Origin of the sequence: Demequina aestuarii, assembly GCF_000975095.1 — a bacterium.
GTDB classification, from domain to species: domain Bacteria; phylum Actinomycetota; class Actinomycetes; order Actinomycetales; family Demequinaceae; genus Demequina; species Demequina aestuarii.
This window is the reverse complement of sequence record NZ_BBRD01000001.1, coordinates 980,032-992,986: the sequence shown is the minus strand read 5'-3', so window position 1 is coordinate 992,986 and position 12,955 is coordinate 980,032. Positions and strand designations below refer to the sequence as shown.

Annotated in this window: 10 protein-coding genes; 4 read left to right on the top strand and 6 right to left on the bottom strand. The window is 69.9% G+C overall.

Features of this window, described 5'->3' with window-relative positions:
* Nucleotides 1–2: 2 nt before the first annotated feature.
* The gene (gene lepA / locus AOP72_RS04655) at nucleotides 3–1,856 is read right to left on the bottom strand and encodes a translation elongation factor 4 (RefSeq protein WP_062133070.1); all 1,854 of its coding nucleotides are present in this window, start codon (nucleotides 1,854–1,856) and stop codon (nucleotides 3–5) included.
* 148 nt (nucleotides 1,857–2,004) lie between these two features.
* On the opposite strand from lepA, the gene AOP72_RS04650 reads away from it, so the two are divergent.
* From AOP72_RS04650 to AOP72_RS04635, 4 genes are all read left to right on the top strand, one after another.
* Nucleotides 2,005–3,687 (top strand): sensor domain-containing protein, encoded by a 1,683-nt coding sequence (locus tag AOP72_RS04650; protein ID WP_062133067.1) that lies wholly within the window; start codon nucleotides 2,005–2,007, stop codon nucleotides 3,685–3,687.
* Nucleotides 3,688–3,696: 9 nt separating this feature from the next.
* Nucleotides 3,697–4,236, top strand: a complete 540-nt coding sequence (locus tag AOP72_RS04645; RefSeq protein ID WP_062133064.1) for a type II toxin-antitoxin system PemK/MazF family toxin — start codon at nucleotides 3,697–3,699, stop codon at nucleotides 4,234–4,236.
* Nucleotides 4,237–4,306: 70 nt separating this feature from the next.
* Nucleotides 4,307–4,567 carry a 30S ribosomal protein S20 gene (rpsT, locus tag AOP72_RS04640; RefSeq protein WP_062133055.1) on the top strand — a complete coding sequence of 87 codons (261 nt, stop codon included), beginning with the start codon at nucleotides 4,307–4,309 and terminating at the stop codon, nucleotides 4,565–4,567.
* 78 nt (nucleotides 4,568–4,645) lie between these two features.
* Entirely contained in the window at nucleotides 4,646–5,347 is a 702-nt protein-coding gene (locus AOP72_RS04635; RefSeq protein WP_193746354.1) for an EAL domain-containing protein, read from the top strand.
* Here the strand turns inward: AOP72_RS04635 and holA are convergent.
* From holA to leuS, 5 genes are all read right to left on the bottom strand, one after another.
* A complete protein-coding gene (gene holA / locus AOP72_RS04630; RefSeq protein ID WP_062133049.1) occupies nucleotides 5,329–6,312 on the bottom strand; it encodes a DNA polymerase III subunit delta in 984 nt (327 codons plus the stop codon). The genes AOP72_RS04635 and holA overlap by 19 nt on opposite strands.
* 4 nt (nucleotides 6,313–6,316) lie before the next feature.
* Nucleotides 6,317–8,608: a ComEC/Rec2 family competence protein gene (locus tag AOP72_RS04625; RefSeq protein WP_062133046.1), complete on the bottom strand. Its 2,292-nt coding sequence runs from the start codon at nucleotides 8,606–8,608 to the stop codon at nucleotides 6,317–6,319.
* Nucleotides 8,605–9,375, bottom strand: coding sequence for a ComEA family DNA-binding protein (locus tag AOP72_RS04620; RefSeq protein ID WP_238581607.1), 771 nt, complete (start codon nucleotides 9,373–9,375; stop codon nucleotides 8,605–8,607). The genes AOP72_RS04625 and AOP72_RS04620 overlap by 4 nt, the downstream gene beginning before the upstream one ends.
* 118 nt (nucleotides 9,376–9,493) lie before the next feature.
* The gene (locus tag AOP72_RS04615) at nucleotides 9,494–10,357 is read right to left on the bottom strand and encodes a DegV family protein (protein ID WP_062133041.1); all 864 of its coding nucleotides are present in this window, start codon (nucleotides 10,355–10,357) and stop codon (nucleotides 9,494–9,496) included.
* Nucleotides 10,358–10,404: 47 nt separating this feature from the next.
* A complete protein-coding gene (gene leuS, locus AOP72_RS04610; protein WP_062133038.1) occupies nucleotides 10,405–12,909 on the bottom strand; it encodes a leucine--tRNA ligase in 2,505 nt (834 codons plus the stop codon).
* Between the last annotated feature and the right edge of the window lie 46 nt (nucleotides 12,910–12,955).

Here is a 12,955-nt window from a genome sequence, read left to right as displayed (position 1 = left end):
GACTACTTCTTCTTGCCCTTGGCGGCGCTGTCGTCAGAGGTGGACAGCGCGGCGATGAACGCCTCGGGCGGGACCTCGACCGACCCGATGTTCTTCATGCGCTTCTTTCCGGCCTTCTGCTTCTCGAGCAGCTTGCGCTTGCGGGAGATGTCGCCGCCGTAGCACTTGGCGAGCACGTCCTTGCGGATGGCGCGGATGGTCTCCCGTGCGATGATCCGCGCGCCGATGGCCGCCTGGATGGGCACCTCGTACTGCTGGCGATCGATGAGATCCTTGAGCTTGCCCACCATCGACACGCCGTACGCGTAGGCCGCGTCCTTGTGCACGATCGCACTGAACGCATCGACCTGCTCGCCCTGCAGCAGGATGTCGACCTTGACGAGGTCGGAGGCCGCCTCGCCGTCGGGCTCATAGTCGAGGCTCGCGTAGCCCTTGGTGCGAGACTTGAGCTGGTCGAAGAAGTCGAACACGATCTCCGCGAGCGGCAGCGTGTAGTGCATCTCCACGCGGGTCTCGCTGATGTAGTTCATGGTGCCCATCTGGCCGCGGCGCTCCTGGCACAGCTCCATAACGGACCCGATGAACTCGCTCGGCACCAGGATCGTGGCCTTCACCACAGGCTCTCTCACCTCGGCGATCTTGCCGCCGGGGAACTCGGACGGGTTGGTGACCGTGATCTCCTTGCCGTCCTCCATCCTGACCGTGTAGACCACGTTGGGGGCGGTCGAGATCAGGTCGAGGTTGAATTCGCGCTCGAGGCGGTCCCGCACGATCTCGAGGTGGAGAAGCCCGAGGTAGCCGCAGCGGAAGCCGAATCCCAGCGCGACAGAGCTCTCGGGCTCGTACACCAGCGCCGCGTCGTTGAGCTGCAGTTTGTCGAGCGCGTCGCGCAGCACCGGGAAGTCCGAGCCGTCGAGAGGGAACAGGCCCGAGTAGACCATCGGCTTGGGATCCCGGTAGCCGCCCAGGGACGTCTCGGCGCGGCCCTTGGCACGCGTCACTGTGTCGCCCACCTTGGACAGGCGGACGTCCTTCACGCCGGTGATCAGATAGCCGACCTCGCCGACGCCGAGCCCCTTCGTCGGGGTGGGCTCGGGGGAGATCACGCCGATCTCGAGCAGGTCGTGAGTGGCGAGAGTCGACATCATCGCGATCTTCTCGCGTGGCTTGAGGTCGCCGTCGACCACCCGCACATACGTGACGACGCCGCGGTAGGAGTCGTAGACAGAGTCGAAGATCATGGCCCGGGTGGGCGCGTTCGCGTCGCCGACGGGGTGCGGAATGTCGCGCACCACGCGGTCGAGCAGCTCGGGCACTCCTTCGCCGGTCTTGCCGCTCACGCGCAGGACGTCGTCGACGTCGCAGCCGATCAACTGGGCGAGCTCGGCCGCGTAGCGATCGGGTTCAGCCGAGGGCAGGTCGATCTTGTTCAGCACCGGGATGATGGTGAGATCGTTCTCCATCGCCAGGTACAGGTTGGCGAGGGTCTGCGCCTCGATTCCCTGCGCCGCGTCGACCAGCAGCACTGCACCCTCGCACGCCGCGAGCGAGCGAGACACCTCGTACGTGAAGTCGACGTGCCCGGGGGTGTCGATCATGTTGAGCGCGAAAGGGCTGCCCTCCACATGCCACGGCATGCGCACCGCCTGCGACTTGATGGTGATGCCGCGCTCGCGCTCGATGTCCATGCGGTCGAGGTACTGCGCCTTCTGCAGACGCTCCTCGAGCACGCCCGTGATGCCGAGCATGCGGTCGGCAAGCGTCGACTTGCCGTGGTCGATGTGCGCGATGATGCAGAAGTTCCGAAGGAGCTCCGGCGCGGTCGCGGCAGGCACGATGCGGGGATCGGTGGTCACAGTCGTGGCGTTTCCTCGGGTCGAGTGATGCGGAACACCTATCCTCCCACGACTGTGCCCACGCTCATGCGACGGGCATTCATGCCGATAAAGCCTGGTGACGGTGGGATTTGTCCCCCGTCACGACCGTGACACAAGGGGGCACGGGATGGCGCACCACGATGTTCTGTTTCACCAGACCTTCCACGACTCGCCCATCGGCATGCTCATCGCCGACGCCGAGGGGAAGGTCGTCTCCGTCAACCGTGCGTTCACGCACATGTTCGGTCATGACGGCGACGGGCTGCAGGGACGGCAGGCCGAATCTCTCACGCACCCGGACGACGTGGGCCGTGAGCGCGAGCTCGTGCACAAGCTCGTCGCGGGCGAACAGCGTTCGTACCAGGTGCAGAAGCGGCTGCTGCACCATTCCGGCGACGTGGTGTGGACTCGCTCGACGGTGTCGAAGGTCGTGGACCACGCCGGCGACGCGCAGTACGTGGCCCAGATCGAGGACGTCACCGAGGTGCGCAAGGCCAAGGATCTGCTGTCGCGCAGAACCCTCCACGATCCCCTCACCGGACTCGCGAACCGCGCTCTCGTCCTGGACCGTCTCTCCGTGTCGATCGACGCCCACCGCAATCGCGAGACGACCGTCGCATGCTTGTTCCTGGACATCGATCACTTCAAGCTCATCAACGACTCACTCGGCCACGAGGCCGGCGATGCCCTTCTCGTCGAGCTCGCCCGCCGCATTCAGCACGCGGTCCGGGCAGGCGACACCGTGGCACGGCTCGGCGGCGACGAGTTCGTCGTCGTGCTCGATGACATCGCGCACCAGGACGTCGCGGAGGACCTGCTCGCCACGGTCTGCACTGCGGTCCAGTCGCCGTTCGTCGTCGAGGGCCACGAGGTGGTGCCGACCGTGAGCGCCGGCCTCGCGCTCGCCCAGCCGGGAGTATCGGCCGAATCGCTGATGCGCAATGCCGACACCGCGATGTCCCACGCCAAGGCGAGGGGCCGCAACCGCAGAGAGGTGTTCACCGAGCGCCTGCGCGAGAGCGCCCTGGTCAGGCTGTCGATCGAGGCCGAGCTGCGCTCCGCGATCCGTGAGGGTGAGCTGGTGGTGCACTATCAGCCCATCGTGGACCTGGCATCCCGAACGACCGTCGCGCTCGAGGCGCTGGTGCGCTGGAACCACCCCACTCGCGGGCTCCTCCTGCCCCAGCACTTCATCGACGTCTGCGAGGACGCGGACCTGGTCGTGCCGCTGGGTGCCTTCGTGCTGCACGAGGCCTGCCGGTTCATCGCCGAGCGGCCCGAGTACACGGGCCGCGTGCTCGTGAACGTGTCGACCCGCCAGATCGGTGCGGCAGACCTCACCCGGGTGGTGCGCGCCGCGCTCCAGTCGACCGGCGTCGACCCGTCGCGGATCGGGCTCGAGATCACCGAGTCGGGAATGCTGCTCGCCACCCAGGCCGCGCACGCGGACCTGGTGGCGTTGAGCGACATGGGGATCGACCTCATCATCGACGACTTCGGCACCGGGTACTCGGCCTTGTCCTCGGTGCTGCAGAACCCGGTCGCGGGCCTCAAGCTGGCACGCGAGTTCACGCTTCGACTGGGCGACGGATCCACCGGGGACCGCATCTCGACCGCCGTCGCCACCTTGGTCAACAGCCTGGACATGTACGGAGTGATCGAAGGAATCGAGACGGAGGCCCAGTACCGACAGGCGCTGCGTCATGGGTGGCGACTCGGCCAGGGCTTCCTGTTCAATCACCCCGTTCCTGCCGACCAGATCGACACCAGCCTGGCCGCGCCCTCGCGGGAGCAGACCGCTGCTGGCTAGAGTGCGTCCGTGGAGCCACTCATCATCGTGGGAGCCGTGGCCGTCATCGCCGCACTGTCCGCAGTGCAGCGACACCAGCGCTCCGCCCGACGCGGCCAACCGCCACATTCTCGACCTCGCGACACCCGCACGTCCCGCGGCGCCTACCCCGGCGACTACACGGGACGAGTCGAGGTGCGCTACGCAGCCCGTCGCGACGGTGAGCCCGACCCCGGTGAGATCGTGTGGACGTGGGTGCCCTTCCAGGAGGACCACTCCCGCGGGAAGGATCGCCCCGTGCTGCTCATCGGAAGGGACGGTCCATGGCTCTTAGGGCTCCAGCTCTCGAGCAAGGACCACGACCGTTACGCGGCGCAGGAGGCGCAGCGGGGGCGGCACTGGCTCGGCATCGGCGCCGGGCCGTGGGACGCCCAGCGGCGACCGTCGGCCGTGCGACTCGATAGGATCGTTCGCGTGGACCCCCTCGCTGTACGGCGCGAGGGTGCGATGTTGAGTCGCCGGATGTTCGACGAGGTCGCTCGTTCGCTTTCGGCGCTGCATCACTGGTAGCATAGGAAGCCGTGTGTGAGCGCGCTCGCGCTCCATTCCAGAATTTTCCCATCATCGCAGAAGGACTGTCGTGGCAAATATCAAGTCGAAGATCAAGCGCATCGGCACGAACGAGAAGTCGCGCCAGCGCAACGTGGCCGTGCGTTCGGAGCTCAAGACCCACGTGCGTCGTGTCCGCGAGGCCGTCGCCGCTGGCGACAAGGCCGCAGCCGAGACGGCTCTCAAGACCGCTCTCACCAAGTTGGACAAGGCCGCCTCGAAGGGCGTCATCCACCAGAACCAGGCAGCGAACCGCAAGTCCTCGCTCGCCAAGAACGTCGCCGCCCTCTAACGACTTCTGCGCCAAGAGCCCCGACTCGCCGTACCGGCGTGCGGGGCTCTTGCCATGCCTGCCGATATCGTCTCGACCGTGACCCGCGCCCCGGCCGCTCCTCGAACCTGGCATCTGCCCGCATCGGGACGCCACGCGGGTACGTCGCGACGAGTGCTCCTGGGCCGCCAGGGAATCTTCACGGCCGATCGCGACCTCTTCGCGTACGAGCTTCTGTTCCGCGCCCCCGGTCGCGTGGGATTGCGCGTCGACCTGTGGAACTCGCGCCAGCAGGATCGTGCCACCGAGCACGTGGTCGCGGCGGCCTTCCATCTCGACGAACGCCCACCGATCGACCACCAGGCATTCGTGAACTTCACGCGCAGCTACCTCATCGAGCGCGACTGGATCGGCTTCACTCCCGATCAGGCCGTGATCGAGGTCGTCGAATCAGCCTTCGCGGATGATGCGCTCCGTGACCGCGTGCGCACGCTGCGGGCCGAGGGCTACCGGGTCGCGATCGACGACTTCGTGGGAACCACGTCTCAGCGGGCGCTGCTCGAGCACGCCGACTACGTGAAGATCGATGTGCGAGACCTTGCCGCACGGGGGCCCGAGCTGGCAGCCGCGGGGCGCGGCTACGGCTGCACCATGATCGCGGAGCGCGTCGAGGACCTCGACACCCTCGACTGGTGCCGCGCGCTGGGGTTCGACCTGTACCAGGGCCACCTCTTCGAGCCGGCCATCATCATGGACCGGGGCCGCGAGCCCCTGGCCGAGGATCAGTCCGCCGCCAGCTGAGCGACGCGCCTCACCACGCGCTCCATCGCGAAGTGCGGGGCGCGCCCGCCGCCCTTGATGTCCGAGTCGGCCTGTGCGACCAGTTCGATGGCCTCTCCGAGCGTCTCGGCCGTCCATCGCCGCAGATCGCGTCGCGCCCGGTCCACCTGCCACGGAGCGATGTTGAGGTCCTTGGTGGGGTCAAGCCCGCGACCTCGCGATGCTCCGACCTTCGCGAGCGTGCGCAGCTTGGCCGCGAGCGCCGCGGTCAGCGGCACGGGGTCCACACCAGACGACAGCGCGTGACGGGTCAGCGCGATCGCTTGTCGGACGTCACCGGCGATGGCGGCGTCGGCCACGGCGAACGCGGTCGCGTTCACGCGTGAGCCGTAGTACCGCGCCACCGCATCCTCGTCGACGGTGCCGTCGACATCGTTCATCAACTGCTGGCACGCAGCTGCGAGCTCCGCGACGTCGCCGCCCACGGCGTCGAGGAGCCGGCGCGCCACTGCGGCCTGCACGGGGCGCCGCTCGCGCTCGAACTCTGAGCGCACGAAGTCGACGAGTTCGGCGTCCTTCTTGACCGCCGGACACAGGTACTCGGGCACGCCCGCCTTGCGCAGCGTGTCGAGCAGGCGCTTGCCGCGCACGCCACCGCCGTGCAGGATCACCACGACCACCTCTGGGTCCGGCGCCTGGGCGTACGCGAGGGCATCGGCCAGGAATTCGTCGTTCATCGCCTCGGCCCCGCGCACCACCACCAGGCCGGTTTCGTCGAACAACGAGGGGCTCGCGGCCGCGATCAGCGCGCCGCGCGAGTAGGCGCCGGCGTCGAGGGCCGTGACTGCGACCCCAGCGCCCATCGCGCGATGGATGCGCTCGACGGCACGGTCAGCGAGCAGGGACTCCGGACCACTCACCAGCACCAGCGGCGCGGGCTGCGCACGGTGCCACGTCGGCTCGGCGGCGCGGGTACGGGGCGGCATGGCACTAGCGTGCCACGTCCGTCGGACACTGGGACCACGCCAGGTCGCCGTCGACGGCGCCGATGTGCACATCGCCGCATCGATCGGTCCTCAGCAGCGCCTCTGTGCCCGTTCCGTAGAGCGCGAGTGCCTCGTCAGTGGGATGACCGTGACGGTTGCCGAGCCCGACAGTCACGACCGCGACACGGGCATCGATGCGCGCGGCGAGCGCCGGCAGCTGATCCGCCGATCCGTGATGGGCGACCTTCACGACGTCGACCACCACCTCACCCCTCATCACCGTCACGAGGTCCTGCTGACCCTGGCGCTCCAGGTCGCCCAGCGCCAGCAGAGTGGTCTCCCCCACCGCCGCGTGGATGACCACGCTGGCATCGTTGCCCTCCTCGTTGGGGTCCGCATGCGCCTCGGACAGCACGCTCACGGCCACCCGACCCGTCTGCTCCTGGCGTCCGGGGCGCGGCACCTCGACGGTGACTCCCGCACCCGCGAGCGCCTGCGCGGCCGGTCCGTGGGCGCCCGCAGCCGCGACCCACGCTGACTCCACCGTCGCCGCCCCGAGCACGGAGACCACCGCGCCGTCGTGGTCCTGGTGGGGATGCGTGAGCACCAGCACGGGGATGCGCTCCACGCCGTGGCGCTCGAGACAGTCCGATGCTCCGCCGCCAGGAGGTCCGGTATCGATCACGACCGCCGCCGCCGGCCCCGCCCGCAACAGAAGCATGTCGCCTTGTCCGACGTCGCACGCGGCAATGTCCCAGTGCTGCATGACGGGGCGCTCCACGTGCGCCGCGACGGACAGCCCCGCCCCCGTCAGCGCGCACACGAGCACGAGCGCGGTGACACGCCTGCTCGGGTGATGAAGCACGGTCGCGGCGATGAGCCCCACGGTGACGAGCGTCGCCACGACCACGCCCCACGCTCCCGTCAGCCACGCCAGCGATGCGCCGGGCGCCCCCGCGCAGGCGCGGGCGATGAGTGCAATCGTCGATGCGCCCATGCCCGCGAGCTCCGCCACGGCCGCTGCCGCCGCAGGAATGGGTGCCGCGAGCATGAGCGACACCGCACCCGCCAGCATGGTCGGCAGCACGGCGAGGCCGGCCGCAAGGTTCGCGATCACGGCGTAGGGCCCGAGGCGCGGCTCCATGAGCACGAGCACGGGCGTCACGGCCGCCTGAGCGACGATCGGGATCGCGGCCACCCGCGCCAGCCCAGGAGTCACCACGCGACCGAGCGTCACCGCGACCCGTGGCGACCACAGCACGATCGCGGCGACGGCGAGCACCGACATCGCGAACCCGAGCGAGCGCGAGAGCACCGGCTCCACCATCAGCAGCACCGTGACGGTGGCCGCGAGGGCGGCGAGTCCGCGCGCCGGCCGACCCCAAATGGTGGCGAGAGCGACCGCCACCGCCATCCCGAGAGCTCGCAGCACGGACGACTCCGCCCCCACGAGAGCGGCGAACGTGCAGGCCACCGCCAGGATCACCGCCGCGCGCAACGCACGCGGCATCCGCATCGCCGCCATGGCCCCACCGCTCGCCATGATGAGGATCGCGAAGTGGGCTCCCGACACCGCCGTGAGGTGCGCAAGCCCCGAGACCCGCATGTCCCGCACCTGGGAGGGCGGCATGCTCGACGTGTCGCCCACCACCATGCCGCGCACGAGTCCGCGCGCCTCAGGCTCGAGCCCCGCCGTCGCACGCTCGAAGTGCGCGCGCCACTCCACGAGCAGCGATGGCGGGCCGACCTCTACCACGCGGGCATCCCACGCGACCGCCGTCGCCGGGCCACGGTCGGACGCAACCCAGCGTGCCTCGAGACGCAGCGTCTCTCCGCGCCGTGGCGGTGCGTCCAGCGAGACCATCACCGGGGCATCGAACGCCGTCCATGGTGCGCATGAGGGCGGCTCTCGGCACTGCGGTCGCCACGCGGTCACGGTGGCGGCGACCCGGTGCCGCTCACCACCATCCCACCCGGCGAGGGGCGTGGCCTGGCCGCTGACCCTGATCCATGCCTCCGTGTCACCAGCCGATACGAGAGCGTCGCCGGACGTGGCGTCCTGGTCGGCCTGAGTGGTCGCCACCCACGCCACTGCGCCGGCGACCACACAGACGAGGGCGCACGCGGCCATCGCCCGCGACCCCCGAAGCATCGCGACCGCACCGCCGCCGCCACTCAGGCATAGGAGGAGCACCACGACCCAAACCGGCACACGGCCCGCAGCGGTGGCGATCAGCGCCGATGCCCACGCCGCGCCTGCGGCTGGCACCAACCGGGCGTCGTGAACCGTGCTCACGCGACCGCGGAGTCGACCAGACCTGCGACGAGAGCATCGCCGACGCCGCTCACCCGCGTCAGGTCCTCGAGGGAGTCGAACGGACCATTCGCCTCCCGGTCCGCCACGATGCGTGCAGCGATCACCGGCCCGATGCCTGGAAGCTCCTCGAGCTGCTGGGCCGACGCCGAATTGAGGTCGACCGGTCCCGCCTGACCGGACTGGCCGTCCAGCGCGGCGGACTCTCCGACCTCCGGCACGTGGATGTGCTCGCCGTCGTGGGGACGGCGCGCGAGGTTCACTGCTCCGAGGTCCGCGCTGGGCGACGCACCCCCGGCGAGGTCGATGGCGTCCGCCACCCGCGCATCGGCGCTGAGCGTGACGAGGCCCGGGTCGCCGACGGCGCCGCTGACGTGCACCACGGCTGCCGTCGTCATCGGGTCGGGCGAGACACGGGGAGCATGGCCGGGCACGGCCGAGGCGGTGGCCGAGGCGGCCGCCGAGGACTGCACGTGTGCCGGGAGCGCGGGCTCCGCGCGCGCGACCCACCACGAGCCCAGCGCCAGGAGCAGGAGAGCGACGGCGGCGGTCACCGCGACCCGTGGTTCGAGGCGCCACCGCGCGCGGGTCGCATCGTCGACGATCTCGCGCCCGTACGCGGCGGCGTACGCCCGGGACGCGGCCCGCGATGCGCTGTCGGCCCAGCGAGCCGGCACGTCGGACCCTGGCGGACGAGACAGAGCGTCGCGGTCGTCCATGGGGCCGGTGGAACGGGGAGGCGTGGGCACGCGAGCACCGTACGCCGGGGGTGTCGGCGCCCGCTCCGCGCGACTGAACCCGCGGTGGGCACGGTCGGTCAGGCAACGCCTGTGGACGGGGCGAGGGGCGGGCCGGACTCTTCCCGCGTCAGCGCACGCGGGCCGGGAGGTCCGCCGCGACCACTGCGAAGGTGCCGGGTCCCGTGTGAACGGCGAGCACCGCGCTCACCGGGGTGCGCACCAACAGCCGCAGGTCCGGGTGCCGCTCCTCCAGGTCGCGAGCGGCCTCGTCTCCGTACGATGCGTCACCCAGCATCATGACGGCCGATGCGGGCCTCGCCATCTCCGCCATCGCGGCCTCCGCGCGTTCGAGGACCGCGGCGCGCGCTCGGTGCGTACTGCGGACGCGCTCGACCACCGCCACCTCGCCATCGACCAGTTCGAGAACGGGCCTCACGCTGAGGACGCGCCCGACGGCGGCGACCGCCGGCGAGACCCGTCCGCCGCGCCGGAGGAAGTCGAGCGTGTCGACGGTGAAGACGCACCGCGACGAGCGAGCGACGCGTTCGGCCTCCGACACCACCTCACCGGGGCTCGCACCTTCGCGAGCAAGCGCGGCGGCGGCAACGGCGGCGAATCCGGTCGCCATCGCCAACGTTCCCGAGTCGACCACCGTGACCGGCACATCAGCCGCCGCGGCGGCGGCCCGCGCCCCGTTGACCGTGCCCGACATCTTCGCGGAGATGAGCACCGCCACGATGTGAGTGGCGCCCTCCTCGGCGGCGCGGGCGAAGGCCCTCTCGAAGGCCGCGATGGACGGCTGCGACGTGCTCGCCTCACGCCCGGCGATCAGCGCCTCGATGACGTGGTCGGCGCCCATCTTCTCGCCCTCGTCGTGCGCCTCACCATCGATCGTCACCTGGAGCGGCACGACGCCGATGCCCCACGTGCGCGCCAAGGCCGACGGGAGCGACGCGGCCGAGTCGGTGATGACGGCGACGGCTCCTGACATGAGGGTCAGCGTAGCGACCGCGACGCCAGCATGCTTGAGACGATCCGCTAGACGGGGACGATGTTGACGAGCTTGGGCGCGCGCACGATCACGGTGCGGATCGCGGCACCATCGAGCGCGCGCTGGATCGCGGGCGACGCCATGGCCGCAGCCTCCAGGTCGCCGTCGCTGATGTCCGGCGCGACCTCGAGTCGGTCCCGCACCTTGCCCTTGACCTGCACCACGCACGTCACGGTGTCCTCCACCAGCAGCGACTCGTCGACCGCGGGCCATCCGGCGCGGGCCACGTTGTCGCGGCCCAGCATCGCCCACATGTCCTCCGAGCAGTACGGCGCGAACAGGCTGAGCAGGATCGCCACGGCCTCCGCAGCCTCGCGCACCGCGGGATCGGCGGCGCCGGGCCCCGAGTCGATCGCCTTGCGCGTGGCGTTCACCAGCTCCATGATGCGTGCGACGACCACGTTGAAGCGGAAGCCCTCGACCAGCGAGGCGCAGTCGTGAAGCGTGCGGTGAGTCACGGCGCGCAGCGCGACGTCGCCAGTGGACGCATCCGCATCCGGGGTGGACTCGACGTCCCGCGCCAGGCGCCACGCTCGCGCAAGGAACTTCGCGCTGCCGGCGGGCGAGACATCCGCCCAGTCGATGTCGTCCTCCGGAGGACCGGCGAACGCCATGGTCAGGCGGATCGCGTCGACGCCGAACTCGTCGAGCTGATCGCTCAGGCGCACCAGGTTGCCACGGCTCTTGGACATCGCCGAGCCGTCCATCTGCACCATGCCCTGATTGAGCAGTGCGCTGAAGGGCTCCTCGAAGTCGACCATCCCCATGTCGTGAAGGGCCTTGGTGAAGAAGCGCGCGTACAGGAGGTGAAGGATCGCGTGGGTGACGCCGCCCACGTACTGGTCCACGGGTGCCCACCGGGCGGCCTCGGAGGAATCGAACGGACCGTCGGTCTTGCCGGGCGACAGGAAGCGCAGGAAGTACCAGGACGAGTCCACGAAGGTGTCCATGGTGTCGGTGTCGCGCGTGGCCGGGCCGTCGCACCGGGGGCACGTGGTGGTGACCCAGTCAGTGGCGGCGCCCAGCGGCGACGTGCCCTTGGGCGTGAGGTCCAGGCCCTCGGTCGGCGGGAGCTCGACCGGCAGCTGGTCATCCGGCACCGCGACTTCGCCACAGGCCTCGCAGTGCACGATCGGGATGGGTGTGCCCCAATAGCGCTGGCGCGAGATCAGCCAGTCGCGGAGCCGATAGTTGGTCGACGCACGGCCCCGGCCGTCGGCATCCAGCCGCGCCGTGATGGCGGCGATCGCCTGCACCTTGTCCATGCCGTCCAGGTCACCCGAGTTGATGAGAGTGCCGTCGCCTGTCGTGGCGACGCCAGATTCGGCCGGGTCCGGCAGCGCCTCTCCGTCCTCGTCCCGGCAGTCCAGCACCGCACGCACGGGCAGGTCCATGGCGCGCGCGAAGTCGAGGTCGCGCTGATCGTGCGCGGGCACCGCCATGATCGCGCCGTGACCGTAGTCGGCGAGCACGTAGTCGGAAGCCCAGATCGGAAGCCGCTCGCCGTTGACCGGGTTGATGGCGTACGCGTCGAGGAAGACGCCAGACTTGGGCCGCTCGGTGCTCAGCCGGTCGATCTCGCTCGACCCGCGCACCTGCTCGAGGTACGCGTCGAACTGCTGCTGGACGCCGGCATCGGCCCGCTGCGCGATCTCGGCCCCGAGGTCGGAGTCCACGGCCACCACCATGAAGGTCGCGCCAAAGAGAGTGTCCGGGCGCGTGGTGTAGATGTCGATCGGCTCGTCGCGGCCCTCGATGCGGAACGCGACGTCGGCACCCGTCGAGCGCCCGATCCAGTTGCGCTGCATGGCGATGACCTTGGACGGCCACGTGTCCTGCAGGGTGTCGAGGTCGTCGAGCAGGCGGTCAGCGTAGTCCGTGACCTTGAAGTACCACTGGTTGAGCTTCTTCTTGGTGACGGGGGTGTCGCACCGCTCGCACAGGCCGCCCACGACCTGCTCGTTCGCGAGCACTGTCTGGTCCTTGGGGCACCAGTTGACGTTGCTGTGCTTGCGATAGGCCAGGCCGCGCTCGTGCAGGCGGGTGAAGAGCCACTGGTTCCACCGGTAGTAGTCGGGCCGGTGCGTCGCGAGCACCCGGTCCCAGTCGAACGAGCACGCGTACCGCTCCATCGACGTGCGCTGCTGCGCGATGTTGTCCTCGGTCCAGCCGCGGGGGTCCAGTCCGCGGGTGATCGCGGCGTTCTCGGCCGGCAGGCCGAACGAGTCCCAACCGATGGGGTGGAGCACGTTGAAGCCGCGCTGAGTCCAGTAGCGCGCGATCACATCGCCCAGCGCGTACGCCTCGGCGTGACCCATGTGCAGGTCGCCCGAGGGGTACGGGAACATGTCCAGCACGTACTTGGTGGGGCGCTCGTCGTCCGGCCCTGCCGCACGGAACGGCTGAGTGCGGCGCCACTCGGGCAGCCAGCGCTCTTCGATCGCGCGGAAGTCGTAACGGTTCTCGTCGGTCTCAGGGCTCGCAGCAGTCACCCGGCGATTCTATCGGCGACTACGGAGGCTCCTTCCCGGCGGTCGC